Annotated in this window: 15 protein-coding genes; 10 read left to right on the top strand and 5 right to left on the bottom strand. The window is 63.8% G+C overall.

The features are described 5' to 3' along the window. Positions 1-58 precede the first annotated feature (58 nt). Both ACBG85_RS22005 and ACBG85_RS22000 read left to right on the top strand, forming a co-directional pair. Positions 59-490, top strand: a complete 432-nt coding sequence (locus tag ACBG85_RS22005; protein ID WP_003939901.1) for a MarR family winged helix-turn-helix transcriptional regulator — start codon at positions 59-61, stop codon at positions 488-490. A 104-nt stretch (positions 491-594) separates the two neighbouring features. Next, positions 595-1,902: an MFS transporter gene (locus tag ACBG85_RS22000; protein WP_007733487.1), complete on the top strand. Its 1,308-nt coding sequence runs from the start codon at positions 595-597 to the stop codon at positions 1,900-1,902. On the opposite strand, the gene ACBG85_RS21995 is transcribed toward ACBG85_RS22000, so the two are convergent. After that, a complete protein-coding gene (locus tag ACBG85_RS21995; RefSeq protein ID WP_003940103.1) occupies positions 1,886-2,434 on the bottom strand; it encodes a hypothetical protein in 549 nt (182 codons plus the stop codon). The genes ACBG85_RS22000 and ACBG85_RS21995 overlap by 17 nt on opposite strands. A 70-nt stretch (positions 2,435-2,504) precedes the next feature. Here ACBG85_RS21995 and ACBG85_RS21990 point away from each other — a divergent pair, with 70 nt between their 5' ends. From ACBG85_RS21990 to ACBG85_RS21980, 3 genes are read left to right on the top strand one after another with little or no spacing between them, the layout of a single operon-like run. Beyond that, positions 2,505-3,095: a TetR/AcrR family transcriptional regulator gene (locus ACBG85_RS21990; protein WP_037128521.1), complete on the top strand. Its 591-nt coding sequence runs from the start codon at positions 2,505-2,507 to the stop codon at positions 3,093-3,095. 48 nt (positions 3,096-3,143) lie between these two features. Next, a complete protein-coding gene (locus ACBG85_RS21985; RefSeq protein WP_372024845.1) occupies positions 3,144-3,950 on the top strand; it encodes a TrmH family RNA methyltransferase in 807 nt (268 codons plus the stop codon). Continuing rightward, positions 3,947-4,207 (top strand): DUF2537 domain-containing protein, encoded by a 261-nt coding sequence (locus ACBG85_RS21980; RefSeq protein ID WP_372024844.1) that lies wholly within the window; start codon positions 3,947-3,949, stop codon positions 4,205-4,207. Before ACBG85_RS21985 ends, ACBG85_RS21980 begins: the two co-directional genes overlap by 4 nt. Before the next feature lie 20 nt (positions 4,208-4,227). On the opposite strand, the gene ACBG85_RS21975 is transcribed toward ACBG85_RS21980, so the two are convergent. The 4 genes from ACBG85_RS21975 to ACBG85_RS21960 all read right to left on the bottom strand — a co-directional run bounded on the left by ACBG85_RS21975 (position 4,228) and on the right by ACBG85_RS21960 (position 8,520). Beyond that, a complete protein-coding gene (locus ACBG85_RS21975) occupies positions 4,228-5,013 on the bottom strand; it encodes a hypothetical protein (RefSeq protein WP_042451221.1) in 786 nt (261 codons plus the stop codon). A 52-nt stretch (positions 5,014-5,065) separates the two neighbouring features. Further along, complete coding sequence (gene sepH, locus ACBG85_RS21970; RefSeq protein ID WP_372024841.1) at positions 5,066-6,007, bottom strand: septation protein SepH; 942 nt, start codon at positions 6,005-6,007, stop codon at positions 5,066-5,068. A gap of 200 nt (positions 6,008-6,207) precedes the next feature. Then, a complete protein-coding gene (serC, locus tag ACBG85_RS21965) occupies positions 6,208-7,329 on the bottom strand; it encodes a phosphoserine transaminase (RefSeq protein WP_007733484.1) in 1,122 nt (373 codons plus the stop codon). 63 nt (positions 7,330-7,392) lie between these two features. After that, complete coding sequence (locus ACBG85_RS21960) at positions 7,393-8,520, bottom strand: citrate synthase 2 (protein ID WP_003940025.1); 1,128 nt, start codon at positions 8,518-8,520, stop codon at positions 7,393-7,395. Between the two features lie 244 nt (positions 8,521-8,764). Here ACBG85_RS21960 and pdxH point away from each other — a divergent pair, with 244 nt between their 5' ends. The 5 genes from pdxH (at position 8,765) to ACBG85_RS21935 (ending at position 13,787) form a co-directional block, all read left to right on the top strand. Continuing rightward, positions 8,765-9,478: a pyridoxamine 5'-phosphate oxidase gene (pdxH, locus tag ACBG85_RS21955; protein ID WP_007733483.1), complete on the top strand. Its 714-nt coding sequence runs from the start codon at positions 8,765-8,767 to the stop codon at positions 9,476-9,478. After that, positions 9,475-10,740: an MFS transporter gene (locus tag ACBG85_RS21950; RefSeq protein WP_021332219.1), complete on the top strand. Its 1,266-nt coding sequence runs from the start codon at positions 9,475-9,477 to the stop codon at positions 10,738-10,740. Before pdxH ends, ACBG85_RS21950 begins: the two co-directional genes overlap by 4 nt. 41 nt (positions 10,741-10,781) lie before the next feature. Next, positions 10,782-11,729 (top strand): aldose 1-epimerase family protein, encoded by a 948-nt coding sequence (locus ACBG85_RS21945; protein WP_372024838.1) that lies wholly within the window; start codon positions 10,782-10,784, stop codon positions 11,727-11,729. A gap of 358 nt (positions 11,730-12,087) precedes the next feature. Continuing rightward, positions 12,088-13,386 (top strand): citrate synthase, encoded by a 1,299-nt coding sequence (locus ACBG85_RS21940; protein ID WP_020908786.1) that lies wholly within the window; start codon positions 12,088-12,090, stop codon positions 13,384-13,386. Between the two features lie 38 nt (positions 13,387-13,424). Next, on the top strand, positions 13,425-13,787 hold the full coding sequence (locus ACBG85_RS21935; protein WP_003940440.1) for an FKBP-type peptidyl-prolyl cis-trans isomerase: 363 nt from the start codon (positions 13,425-13,427) through the stop codon (positions 13,785-13,787). The last annotated feature ends 8 nt before the right edge of the window (positions 13,788-13,795 follow it).

The raw sequence follows: 13,795 nt of genomic DNA, 5'->3' as shown, positions 1-13,795 counted from the left end.
GTTGACCGGTATTCGATTACGTGAGCTACCGGCCAGCTCTTGACGTATTGTCTGACGCGTGACCACCGAAACTCGTGCGCTGGCCAGCGATCTTTCCCTGGCTGTAGTGCGTCTCACCAGGCATCTGCGCGGCCGCAGAGTCGACGCTCAGGTATCGCTGACGCAACTGTCCGCCTTGGCGAGCCTGGATCAGTACGGCCCGATGACTCCTGGCGTACTCGCAGCACGTGAGAAAGTGCAGCCGCCGTCGATGACGCGCGTTGTTGCTTCTCTCGCCGAGCTCGGTCTGGTCGAGCGCTCGCCGCATCCCACGGATGGTCGTCAGATCATCGTGAATCTGTCCGACGCCGGGCAGGCGTTGCTCGCGGACGAAACCCATGCGCGTGAGGCGTGGATGAACGAGCAGCTGGCCGGGCTGGGTGGCGAAGAACTCGCGACGCTGCGGGGTGCCGTCGAGATCATCACCGAGATGGTCAACAAGACGGAGTAGCTCCGTGAGTTAGAGGTCGCGTAGCTCCGCTACCTAGAGGTCGTTGCCCAAACGAATTACTCGAGGGGCAAGATAGTGGGGTGCCCCGAGACCCCGATTCCGGCATGTTTGCCGCGCTCCACAACCGCAACTACCGCCTTTGGGCTTCCGGACAGATCGTTTCTCTGGTCGGCACGTGGATGCAACGCATCGCCCAGGACTGGCTGGTACTGACGCTCTCGGACGGCAACGCGCTGGCGGTGGGCATCGTCATGGCCTTGCAGTTCGGCCCGACGCTGTTCTTGTCGGTGTGGGGTGGGGTGCTGGCCGATCGGTACGACAAGCGTCGGATCCTGATCTTCACGCAGTGGGCGAGTGCGGTATGCGCACTCGTGTTGGGCCTGCTGGACGTCGGTGGGCTCGTCGCGTTGTGGCATGTCTTCCTGATTGCCTTTGCCCTCGGCTGTGTCTCGGCGCTCGACGCACCCGTGCGTCAATCGTTCACCATCGAAATGGTGGGCAAGGAGCACCTGTCCAACGCCATCGCGCTCAACTCCATGACGTTCAACACGGCCCGCATCGTCGGTCCGGCCATCTCGGGTGTGCTGATCAACCTGATCGGAACAGGGTGGGTGTTCCTGCTCAACGTCGCGACATTCGGTGGGGTGCTCATCGCGCTCTACCTGATGAACAAGAAGGAGTTGATCCCGTCGGAACCGGCCCCGCGCACCAAGGGGCAGGTGCGCGACGGGTTCCGATATGTATGGGGCCGCAAGGACCTTCGCGTGATAATGGTGTCGGTCTTCATGGTCTCGACCTTCGGCCTGAACTTCGCGATCAGCCTGGCGGTGATGGCGCGCAACACGTTCGGCCTCGAGGCCGACGGTTACGGATTGCTGTCCACGACGCTCGCCGTGGGCACCCTTGCCGGCGCTGCGTACGCCGCAAGACGGAAGGAAGCGCCGCGGTTGCGGACGTTCCTCGGTGCCGCCGTGGCTTTCGGTGTGTTCGAGGTCGCGGTGGGATTGATGCCCACCTACGCGTTGGTGGCGCTGATGTTGATCCCCACGGGCGCACTGACGTTGACGTTCACGACGTCCGCGATGAACATCCTGCAGATGTCGGTGCCTTCCGAGATGCGCGGGCGGGTGATGGGTATCTACATGCTCAGTTTCCTCGGTGGCACACCGCTGGGAAGCCCGTTGCTGGGTTGGCTCGCCGACTCCGTGGACCCACGTGCGCCCTTGATCGTGGGCGGAGTGATCTCGCTCGTCTCGGGCACTGTGGCCGGGGTGTACCTGCTACGCAGCGAAGGGCTGAAACTTCGTCTTGCGCGACCGGAAGACGGTGGCAGGCTGCCGGTTTTCGTCCTGCGTCCGGTGATCGTATGCGACGCGACCGAACAGGCAGTCGAGGCTAGCCGCGCGCCGTGACCTTCTCACGCTTGGGAAACACCGTGTAGCTCAGGGCGATTGCTCCCCAGATTGCGAGTACCACTGTCAGCTTGCTGATCCATCCGTCGAGGGCTCCAGTGCGGGTGGGGTCGTCGACGAGGAAGATGGCCGCGCCGAGAAGTCCGCACGCGACGGCCCAGGCGATCGCGGCTTTGCCGAACTCGCGCCATTCGCGCAGTGCTCGCGCACTCCCGTACTTGGGTGGTGCGACGGGAGCCGGGCCGCCGGCGAATCGGTAGGCGAACCTGGCGTCGGCCCAGGAGATGAGGCTGTGTCCGAACGCGACGGAGAATCCGATGTAGGCCGCGGCAAGCCCATGGGTGAAGTTCGCCTCGCCACCGCCACGAAGATCGAGGGCTGTGGCGACGAGCAGTACGACATCCACCAGGGGCGCGCAGATGAGCAGTGCGGCGCCCAGCGTTTTGCGGCGCAGTAGATAGCGGGCCGCGAGACCTGCGGCGATGAACACCCAGAACATGATTTCGCACGCGATGATCAAGTGGACGATCATGACATCAGCTCATTTCTAGTACGACTGTGTTAGTGATCGAAAACTAGCACAGCTGTGTTAGTTTTGTGAAGTGGTGAAACGTAGCAGTCCGGATGAGCGGCGTGAAGAGATCGCCGAGGCCGTGTGGCGTGTGATCCGTCGAGACGGTGTCGCGAGCGCCAGCGTCCGGGCGGTCGCGGACGAGGCGAAGATGTCGACGGGGTCGCTACGGCACTTCTTCGCGACGCAGTCCGAACTCTTGCTGTTCGCGATGACGCTCGTGACCGTCCGGGTGGAGGAAAGGATTGCCGGCATCGACTTCGATCCCGACATCCGCCGCGCGATCCGTCAGTTCACCGATCAGTTCGTTCCCCTCGACCAAGATCGGCGTGAAGAAATGCAGGTTTGGGAGGCCTTTGCTGCTGCCGCCCAGACCGATTCGGCGTTGACGGCCGTGCGTGACGAGACAGACCGGACCTTGTTCGAGCACTTTCGTTCGTTCGTGGAAGCGGCGCATCGAGCGGGTTTTCTACGGCCGGGTGCCTCGGTCGACATCGAGGCGATGAGATTGCATGCGCTCGCCGACGGGCTCGCGTCGCACGGCGTCGACAATCCCGAGCGAACCAATCCAGAGGTGATCAGCCAGGTGCTCGACGCGCATTTTGTCACGCTGTTGCGCTAGGTCGGGAGTAGTGGTGGGGGCTTGCGGTGCGTACGGCACGATAGACCCGTGGTTCACGTCATCGACATCTCAGATCCCGCCGACCCCCGGCTGGATGACTTTCGCGATCTCAACTCTTCGGATCGGCGCCCCGACCTGCCGGAGGGCAAGGGACTGGTCATCGCCGAGGGAGTGTTCGTCACTCAGCGACTGCTGACTTCGCGGTTCGAGCCGATCAGTCTCCTCGGCGTCGAACGACGGCTCCTGGAGCTCGCTGACGATCTCGACGGTGTGGACGTGCCGTTCTACCGTACGAGCGCCGAAGTGATGGCCGAGGTCGTCGGATTTCACCTCAACCGCGGCGTCCTCGCTGCAGCAGCGCGCCCGGCACCGCTCGCGGTCTCGGACGTGTTGAAGGACGCGAAGACCGTCGTGGTTCTCGAAGGCGTCAACGATCACGAGAATCTCGGCTCGATGTTCCGCAACGCGGCGGGGCTCGGTGTCGATGCAGTTCTGTTCGGGAAGGGTTGTGCCGACCCGCTGTACCGGCGGTCGGTCCGTGTGTCGATGGGGCACGTGCTGCGAGTGCCCTTCGCGCATGTGGCAAAGTGGCCACACGACTTGGATGAGCTGCGTGGCAACGGTTTTCAGCTCATTTCCTTGACTCCGAATCCGGAAGCGATCACTTTGGCCGAAGCGATGACCGGGGAGAAGGTAGCGCTACTGCTGGGCGCCGAGGGGCCAGGTTTGACCGAACATGCGATGCGGGCCACCGACATTCGTGCCAAGATACCCATGGCGCCCGGCACCGACTCGCTCAACGTCGCGACCGCAGCGGCGATGGCCTTCTACGAACGTGTCAGGACCGGCCGGTGACTCTGGACCGCACGCCCTGGTTCACCGGAATCGCGGTGTCGGTGTTCGCAGCCATGCTCTCGACCAGTGCCGTCGCGGCGTTCTGTGTCGCGCTGGGCAACGTGAACGTGCTCCTGGCGGTTGTCGTCAATGTCATTGCGGTAGGCGGACTTGCGCCGACCGTCTGGCGCTGGCGAGCCGTCCCCGTCTGGCGATGGGTGGTCTACGGCGCGGTAGCCGGCGTACCGCTCGGGTGGATCGGAGCGATAGCCGCGTGAACCTGTGAGGCTGCTCGGCGCTACTTGAAGCCGAAGTACCGAGCGAGGCGGCCGCGCGGCTTGGCCACCGGTGCGTCGTGGATCGGCGGCATGTTTTCGGGCATGGGTACCTCTGTCGGCGCCTGCTCGGGCATCGGCGCGGGGGCTGGGGGTGCAGGTTTGGGTGCCTCGCCGGGTCGGTGAATCTTGAAGCCCCACAGGAGAATCTGCGTTGTGTCGAGTTCGTGTTCTCGCGGCGCGCCGGTGTATCGAAATCCCAGCCACTCGAGGTTGGCGGACTCCGCGAACTGTTGCGGGTGGAACGGAAGTGACTGCGGATCAGGCAGGATCCCGGGCGGGTAACGCAGGGGATGGTTGCCGGCCCAGAATTCCAGTTCCCAGGTCTGGGGGATCCCCAGATTTTCGACGATGTCGATCGGGATGGCACTGAACGAGCGTCGTAGCTCGCCGTCCTCCCACAGTGCAAACGAACCCTGCGCGGTTTCGGGGACGGAGCTGATCAACAGCGTCGAGCCACCCTCTGCCGAAAGGTGCCAGGAATCAGGCAGTTTCGAGGGGACGAAGGTGCTGAGTTCGGAGCTGCAGACGACACTCACTCGGCCGTACGCACCGACGAAGACGTAGCCGGGGCTCACCGTCGCGGCCATCGACAGCGGCTGAGGCCCGAGCGACTCGAACTCCTTGTCCGGGTACAGCGACATGGCGATTTTCAGGGCCTCGGTCTGATCCGGCTGTGGGTACCTGCTCAATTCGGTGCGAGCGTCTGCGCCGCCCAGAAACCAGATCGTCGATACCCGTGCAGCCACCGGCAGCCCTCTCTCCTCAGCCTCGCTCGAAAGAAGAATACTTTCCTTCGGGTCAGCGACCGCTGCTGCGGACCCCGAGGAGTACGTCGTCCCACGAGGGAAGAGCAGGCCGTCCGCGCTTGTCCTTGGTCTGCGTCTGCTGCGGAGCGGTTTTCGGGGTCACATCCGGTGCGGGTTCGGGAACCTCTTCGGTGACGACGGTTTCCGGCTCGACAGCAATCGGTTCGGGCGCCACGATCCGTTCCGCCACCACCGTCCGCTCGGGGAATACTGTGCGCTCGGAAACTGCTGTCCGCTCGGAAACTGCTGCGGGCTCGGGCTCGATCTCCGCCACCGGTTCGACGTCGAATCGGGACAGTTCGAGCTGTTCCGGTTCGTTCGAGACCACCGGTACCAGGCCGCGGAGCGGGCGACCGAAGTCGGGATCGATCAAGTCGAATGCCGCGTCGTCGAGTGCGACGATCGTTCCGCCGTGCGCGTCGGGCTGGTAGCGCCAGTGCGCGGCGTTGGTGGTGCGGCCGGCCTGCCACTGCAACTGCGCGACCCACTGATTGTCCTCGTCGCGCCAGGCATCCCAGGTGGCCTCGTCGATACTGTGGCCGCGGGCGCGGAATGCGTGGGTCACGATTTCGGAGAGGGTGGGAACTGTCGGACCGTTGTCGCGCACCGGGTGTCCGCCCTGCGCCATTTCCGCGGCGCGGGAGCGCTCGAGCAGAACGGGGTACGCAAAGCGCTCGACCTTGCTGATGGGGATCTTCGCTTCTTCGGCGACCTGCTCTACGGAAGCACCGGAACGAATGCGCGCCTGAATTTCGCGGGGACGGAGTTGGCTTTCCATTTCGATCTCAATCTGGCCGAGTCGAGCCACGTCTCCGCGGGAAGCTGCACGAAGTTTGTCATCGGCGGGAAGCCGGAATTTCTGGCCGGTTTCAGCATCTGCGCACACCACATGCGATCCATCGGGTTCAAGTCCGATCACTCGAAGCTCTCGCACATTGACCTCCTTATCGCGCCGGCTCGCGACTTTGCGCCGCGCTCAACTGTAATTCATTCGTGACCATGGACTCGGCAGGACACGCAGGGCGAGATGACCTCGGATCCGCCCACCGGTGTGGTAGCTCACAAGGCCTGGCGCAAACGACGCTCGGCCCCCGACGTCATGCCGGGGGCCGAGCGGTGAAGCAAATGTGAAAATCAGCCGAGCTGAGAAACGACCCAGTCGATGCTCTTGGTGAGAGCGGTGACGTCATCGGGGTCGATGGCCGGGAACATGCCGACGCGCAGCTGGTTGCGGCCGAGCTTGCGGTACGGCTCGGTATCGACGATTCCGTTGGCGCGCAGGATCTTTGCCACCTCGGCAGCGTCGACGTCGTCGTTGAAGTCGATGGTGCCGACAACCTGCGAGCGGTGTGCCGGATCAGCGACGAACGGCGTTGCGAACTCACTGGCCTCGGCCCAGTTGTACAGGCGCGAGGACGAATCCGCGGTGCGAGCGGTAGTCCAGTCGAGGCCGCCGTTGCTGTTCATCCACTCGATCTGGTTGGCGAAGAGCAAGAGGGTGGCCAGGGCCGGGGTGTTGTACGTCTGATCCTTGGAGCTGTTGTCCACGGCGATGGGCAGCGAGAGGAAGTCAGGCGTCCAGCGTCCCGAATCCTTGATCTCCGCGACGCGCTCGAGGGCGGCCGGGCTCATCAGCGCGATCCACAGTCCGCCGTCTGCAGCGAAGCACTTCTGCGGAGCGAAGTAGTAGACGTCGGAATCGGCGACATTGACCGGAAGTCCGCCGGCGCCCGAGGTGGCGTCGATGGCGATCAGTGCGTTCTCCGAACCCGCGGGACGCGAGACGGGGATCGACACACCGGTGGAGGTCTCGTTGTGCGCCCAGCCGATGAGATCGACGGACGGGTCGGAGACCGGCACCGGTGCGCTGCCCGGATCGGCGGAAACGACGATCGGGTCACCGATGAACGGGTTGGCCTTGGCGACCGAAGCGAACTTGGAGCTGAATTCGCCGTTGGTCAGGTGCAGCGACTTCTCGCGGATGAGGCCGAATGCGGCCGCATCCCAGAACGCAGTGGTTCCGCCGTTGCCGAGGACGACCTCGTAGCCCTCGGGCAGTGAGAACAGATCGGCGAGGCCGGAACGAATGCTGGCCACAACGTTCTTGACCGGCTTCTGACGATGGCTGGTGCCGAACACCGAAGCGCCCACCTCGACCAGGGACTGCAGCTGCTCGGGGCGAACCTTGGAAGGACCGCAGCCGAAGCGTCCGTCGGCGGGCTTGAGGTCGGCGGGGATGATCGGTGTGGAGGTCATCGCTTCTTTCTGTTCCTTCACTTGTGTTCTGTACTACCGTGATTGGCGAATTCGAGCGGGGTACTACGCGTGGCTGATCTGGTCCCAGCCCTCGACCGACTCCGGAGTACGGGGCGCCGGGCCGGTGTAGATGGCGGCCGGGCGTACCAGCTTACCGAGACGCTTCTGCTCGAGGATGTGTGCACACCAGCCGGCGGTGCGGCCACAGGTGAACATGGCGGGCATCATGTGCGCGGGAACCTCGGCGAAGTCGAGGATGACGGCGGCCCAGAACTCGACGTTGGTCTCGATCGCGCGATCGGGACGACGCTCACGCAGTTCTGCCAGTGCAGCCTGCTCGAGAGCTGCGGCAGCCTCGTAGCGGGGAGCGTTGAGGCGCTTCGCCGTGGCGCGGAGCACGCGTGCACGGGGATCTTCGGCGCGGTAGACGCGGTGTCCGAAGCCCATGAGCTTTTCCTTGCGGTCGAGGATTCCCTTGACCAGTGCGCGGGCGTCGCCGGTCTTCTCGGTCTCTTCGATCATCGGAAGAACTCGGGCCGGTGCGCCGCCGTGCAGTGGGCCGGACATCGCGCCGATGGCGCCGGAAAGCGAAGCCGCGACGTCGGCGCCCGTGGAGGCGATGACGCGGGCCGTGAAGGTGGAGGCGTTCATGCCGTGCTCGGCTGCCGAGACCCAGTACGCGTCGATTGCCTCGACGTGTGCCGGATCGGGCTCACCCTTCCAGCGAACCATGAAGCGTTCGGTGACGGTCTTGGCCTCGTCGATGCGGCTCTGCGGGACTGCCGGCTGGTAGATGCCGCGAGCGGACTGCGCGACGTACGACAGCGCCATGACGGATGCGCGGGCGAGCTGGTCGCGGGCGGTCTCGTCATCGATGTCGAGGAGCGGCTGGTAGCCCCAGATGGGAGCCAGCATCGCCAGTCCGGCCTGAACGTCGACACGGACGTCGCCGGTGTGAATGGGGAGGGGGAACGGCTCGGCCGGCGGGAGGCCGGGGCCGAAGCGGCCGTCGACGAGAAGGGCCCATACGTTGCCGAAGGTGACCCTCTGGCCGACCAGGTCTTCGATGTCGACTCCGCGGTAGCGCAGTGCGCCGCCGTCCTTGTCGGGTTCTGCGATATCGCTGGTGAAGGCGACGACGCCTTCGAGTCCGCTCACAAAATCGTCCGGTATTGCTGCGCTCGCTGCCATTCTCGTGGACTCTCCTCGTTCGAGTGCGCCAGGTCTACAGTCGCACTGCCTCAGCTTCAGTGACTGCGCCTCGGTGCTCGCAGGGATGAGCACGCACCGTGTTTTGTACTGCGCAATCGTCTCGTCCCGATTCGGCGCTGTCGCTGGTGCGGCTCGCGGTCCGGGTCGGGTCTAGCCACGGCAAACTTTAGCGCGTGCCGCGTAGCCGTTGGCCAGTGAGTACCCGGGAGTAGCGTTCTCGGCTGTGTCGAATGAACGTCAGGACCCGCAGGCGGTGGACAACGAACTCGCGGCCATGCGTGTGGGCTATCCGCAAGCAGGCAGCGAATCGGAGTCCGTCGAGGACCGCATGAGTGCGGAATTGGATACTTCGGTTGTCGAAACCGGTTGGCTGCCCCTCATGCGCCAATGGCTCGTGGACGCCGTCGAAGCTGACGCGCCGGAGCCCAACGCCATGACTCTGTCGACGGTGGACGACGGTGGCCGTCCGGCGTCGCGCACCGTGCTCTGCAAAGGGCTCAGCGAGGACGGCGTCCTCTTCTTCACCAACTACGGATCCGACAAGGCTCGTCACCTCGACGCCCACCCGTACGCGTCGGCGAACTTCACGTGGCTGACCCTTGCCAGGCAGGTGATCGTCCGCGGCACCACCGAGCGGGTGAGTGCTCAACTGACGCAGGAGTATTGGCGAACCAGGCCTCGCGGTTCACAGCTCGGCGCGTGGGCGTCGTCGCAGTCTCGTCCGATCGACTCGCGTGCCGATCTCGACGAGCAACTGCGTGAGGTCGCTGCTCGATTCGGCGTGGACGGTGAGATTCCGGTGCCACCGAACTGGGGCGGGATTCTGATTCGGCCCGAGTCTGTCGAGTTCTGGCAAGGACGCGCGAACCGCATGCACAATCGAGTTCGCACGAGCCTGGTCGACGGACAGTGGTCCGCCGTCCGTCTCCAGCCGTGAGCCGGCTACTCGCGGACACGACTCCGCTCGAGAATCGCGACTATCGACGGCTGTGGACGGCCGGCATCGTCACCGTCATCGGCGCTCAGCTCAGCGTGGTCGCCGTACCGCAACAGGTGTACGAGATCACCCGAAGCTCGGCCTACGTCGGTCTGACGGGAATCTTCGGTCTGGTCCCGCTGGTCGTTTTCGGTCTGTGGGGCGGCGCACTGGCCGACGTCATGGATCGACGACGGCTGTTGATGATCACCTCGATCGGACTCGGCGTCACGTCGGTACTGTTCTGGATCCAGGCTGCCCTGAACGTGAACAACGTGTGGTTGGTGCTCGGATTGTTCTCGGTTCAACAGGCGTTCTTCGCGGTGAACCAGCCGACGCGAGCGGCGATCATCCCTCGGTTGATTCCGGGCAGGCAGTTACCTGCCGCGAACTCGCTGAACATGACTGTCGTGCAGTTCGGTGCGATAGCCGGCCCGCTACTGGCGGGTGTCCTCATACCGTCGGCCGGTCTGCAACTGCTGTACCTGCTCGACTCGATCTTTCTTCTCGCCACACTGTGGGCGGTATGGAAGCTCCCGGCGATTCCGCCGACCGGAACGTCTCGGCGAGCCGGATTGAGCGAGGTCCTCGGCGGTTTCACGTATCTCGCGACGCAGAAGGTTCTGCTCGCGTCGTTCGTGGTGGACATCATCGCGATGGTGTTCGGGATGTCGCGAGCACTGTTCCCGGAGATCGCTCACGAATCCTTCGGTGACCCCGCCAGCGGCGGTTTTGCGCTGGGACTGCTGTTCGCGGCGATGTCGGTGGGAGCCGTTCTGGGCGGAGTCTTCTCGGGTTGGTTGCCACGGGTTCAGTACCAGGGGCGAGCCGTTCTGGTCTGCATCGCGCTGTGGGGGCTGTCCATGGTCGGCTTCGGCGTTGCCGTGTACTTCGCGAGTCCCGGTTCCAGTGTGATTCTGCTCTGGGTGGCGGTCGCATTCCTGGCATTCGGCGGAGCCGTCGACATGGTCTCGGCGGCTTTCCGCAGCACGATGCTCCAGCAAGTGGCAACCGACGACATGCGCGGACGACTGCAGGGCGTGTTCATCGTGGTCGTGGCAGGTGGTCCGCGTATCGGTGACGTGCTGCACGGCGGTGCAGCCTTCCTGTTCGGGACCGGTGTCGCGGCAGCGGGCGGCGGCTTCCTGGTGATTGTCGGTGTTGTCCTTTCTGCCCTCGCATTTCCGGCATTCGTTCGCTACAAGGTGGGACGCGCCGTCTGACGTCCTGGTTAACCGGTCGCTCGTGGTGGAAACTGGTATGTATGACTGCGCCGCACAGCACGGGTAGGGGAGGGTTCGAGATCCGTGGTGGAGGCTATCGAGCCGAGATCGCCGCGGCCGGTGCCGGGTTGCGGCTACTCGATCACGAAGGACCGAACGGTCAGCGCGCGCAGACCGAGACCTGGGCACTCGGATCGAAGCCACCGCTGTCGGCCGGATTGGTTCTCGCGCCGTGGCCCAACCGAATTCGCGACGGGCACTTCATGTTCGACGGGATCGAGCATCAACTCGAGATCACCGAACCTGCGCTGGGGAACGCGAGCCACGGGTTCGTCCGGCGTCGCAATTGGAGCCTCGTGGACCACACGTACGAGCGCGTCGAACTGTCGGTCGACGTGGGACTTCACAAGGGTTGGCCCTATCCGTTGCAGCTGACGGTCGCCTACGAGGTCGGTGCCGACGGACTGACCGTCACGCACACGGCTACGAACAAGGGTGCGACCTCGTCGCCGTTCGGGCTCGGAATGCACACCTTCATTCGCGCCGGCGACTTTCCGCTCGACGAATGTGCTCTGCATCTGGCAGCAGGCACGCGGTTGCCGATCGATCCGGCGAGGATGCTGCCGAACGCGTATTCGCAGGCAGTCGCCGGTACGGACTACGACTTCCGGACACCGAGACTGCTTGCCGGGGTGCAGTTGGACACTCCGTACAGCGCATTGGACGTCGTCGACGGCAGTGGTCGCACGCAACACGAGCTGCTGGCTCCGGATGGAACGGGCACTGCCCTGTGGACCAACCGCGAGTTCCCGTGGATTCAGGCCTTCATCGCAGATCCCGCCAACGACAAGGGGTATCCCGACCGTGGGCGCGCATTGGCTTTGGAGCCGATGACCTGCCCGCCTGACGCCTTCAACTCGGGCATCGATCTCCTGGTGCTTCATCCTGGTCAGACGTGGACGGGTAGCTGGGGCATCAAGGCGCTGTGATCCGGCTCTCATACCGTGGGATCGTGTAACACCAAGTAGGCATCAGCCGATAACGATCGGTTTTCAGTACCCCGTGTCAGTGGTCCGGAAGGTCCGACGTTGCTCCCATTTGCGAATTGCAGCCGAGATTTGCAGATCAGTGTGGGTAAATGCGCGATTCCGTAGACTGGAGTACCGGTCACGCGAGTGGGAAAGCCCAGACTGGAACATGTTTCAGTTTCGGTGGGTATGTCGGGTTCGTGAGTACCCGAAAAATAGCCGTGGAGCGACCCTCCTTCGGCACGATCTCTCCCGTGCGACTAGTTTCTAGTTGATCGCATGTAGTTACTCGTTGGTTCGAGCTTGAGAGGGATCCTTCGTGCCCGCTGACAATGACACAAAGCCCACGCTTACTTACCCCGGTGGTGAGTACACGATGTCCATTGCCAGGGCAACAGAGGGCAATGACGGCATCGAGCTGGGAAAGCTGCTGGCCACAACGGGGTACACCACCCTTGACCCCGGTTTTGTGAACACTGCATCCACCAGTTCTGCAATCACCTACATCGACGGTGAGAAGGGAATCCTGCGTTACCGCGGATATCCCATCGAGCAGTTGGCAGGTAAGTCGACGTTCATCGAGGTCAGCTACCTGCTGATCTACGGCGAACTGCCGACCGACGCCCAGCTCGAGTCCTTCACGGACCGCATCCGTCGACACACCCTGCTTCACGAGGACCTCAAGCGGTTCTTCGACGGATTCCCGCGCAACGCTCACCCGATGCCGGTTCTCTCGTCCGCAGTGAACGCATTGTCGGCGTACTACCAGGATTCGCTCGATCCCGAGGATCCGGAGCAGGTGGAACTGTCCACCATCCGTCTTCTCGCGAAGCTGCCGACCATCGCTGCGTACGCGTACAAGAAGTCCGTCGGACAGCCGTTCCTGTACCCGGACAACTCGTTGAACCTGGTCGAGAACTTCATGCGTATGACGTTCGGCTTCCCCGCCGAGCCGTACCAGGGTGATCCCGAGGTCGCCAAGGCACTCGACATGCTGCTGATCCTGCACGCAGACCACGAGCAGAACTGCTCCACGTCGACCGTGCGTATGGTCGGCTCGTCGGACGCCAACCTGTTCACCTCCGTCTCGGCCGGCATCAACGCACTGTGGGGCCCGCTGCACGGCGGCGCCAACCAGGCAGTGCTCGAGATGCTCGACGAGATCAAGGCCAGCGGCAGCACCGCAGCCGAGTTCGTCCGCAAGGTCAAGAACAAGGAAGACGGCGTGAAGCTCATGGGCTTCGGGCACCGCGTCTACCGCAACTACGATCCGCGCGCTGCGCTGGTCCGCGAAACCGCGCACACCATCCTCGCCAAGCTCGGCGGCGACGACGAACTGCTCAACATCGCAATGCAACTCGAAGAGGCCGCCCTCACGGACGACTACTTCATCGAGCGCAAGCTCTACCCGAACGTCGACTTCTACACCGGCCTCATCTACCGCGCGATGGGCTTCCCGCCGCGCATGTTCACGGTGCTGTTCGCCATGGGCCGTCTGCCCGGCTGGATTGCGCACTGGCGTGAAATGCACGAGGATCCGGCTACGAAGATCGGCCGCCCGCGCCAGATCTACACCGGCTACACCGAGCGTGACTATCGGGACATCACCACCCGCTAGCCCCTGCCCCCCAATTTTCGCCTCAACGAGGAGGACCCATGAGTAGCAAGCCCGTAATCGAGTTCCAGGAAGGCCCCGCGCCGACCGATCTGGTCATCAAGGATCTGGTTGTCGGAGAAGGCGCCGAAGCCGTTCCCGGTGGCACCGTCGACGTTCACTACGTCGGTGTCGAGTTCGAGTCCGGCGAAGAGTTCGACTCTTCCTGGAGCCGTGGCGAGTCCATTCAGTTCCCGCTTCGTGGCCTGATCAAGGGCTGGCAGGACGGCATCCCGGGCATGAAGGTCGGCGGACGCCGTCAGCTCACCATTCCGCCGGAGCTGGCATACGGCCCCGCCGGTGCAGGGCACCAGCTTTCCGGCAAGACCTTGGTCTTCGTGATCGATCTGCTGGACGCCAAGTAATCCACTGT

Origin of the sequence: Rhodococcus sp. NyZ502 (genome assembly GCF_041464245.1) — a bacterium.
GTDB lineage: Bacteria > Actinomycetota > Actinomycetes > Mycobacteriales > Mycobacteriaceae > Rhodococcus_F > Rhodococcus_F qingshengii.
The sequence above is the reverse complement of the archived record's forward strand: the minus strand, read 5'-3'. Positions and strand labels throughout refer to the sequence as shown.